The 487-nt window shown below is 46.4% G+C and carries 1 protein-coding gene; it reads right to left on the bottom strand.

What is annotated here, in order from left to right:
- Positions 1-271 (bottom strand): hypothetical protein (locus ACYVRA_RS08615; protein WP_461252308.1); only part of this gene is annotated, 271 nt, incomplete at its 3' end.
- Positions 272-487 lie beyond the last annotated feature (216 nt).

The raw sequence follows: 487 nt of genomic DNA, 5'->3' as shown, positions 1-487 counted from the left end.
CGGCGCGGTTATTGTTATACTCGTAGACCATCCCGCCCCTTTCGCGGATGTAGAACTCAAATTTTTCGCCCTGACCGATGCTTTGGACTAATTCCGCGCCTATATCGCTCAGATCAAAATTCCCATGCTGTCCGTCTTGCGATCCAGACAGATATTTCCTCTTGACCGTTAAGTAACGCGGTTCTATGCTTAACAGCAGGCGATTCTTTTTTCTCTCAATCAATAATCCGGTTTCAAAAACAGGCTCTTTATACGAGCGAATGACACGCATTCCGGGCAGTAGATACAGCCTTGATCTATAGATACTGTTTTTGACTTTGTGCTCTATGTCTTGGCGATACGATAGGTCGGCGTAGCTTGGATATTGCGGTATCGATCCTGAGCCGTCGGTCGTTGATGATGTTGTTGTCGATAATGTTGATGATGTTGATACCTGTCTCTTATACACATCCCGGAAGGGAGTTTTGCGGAGAAGGTGGTTTGGGTG

The organism is Treponema sp. R8-4-B8 (genome assembly GCF_054786175.1).
Note: the sequence above shows the minus strand (reverse complement) of the source record. Positions and strands in the feature narration are given on the sequence as shown.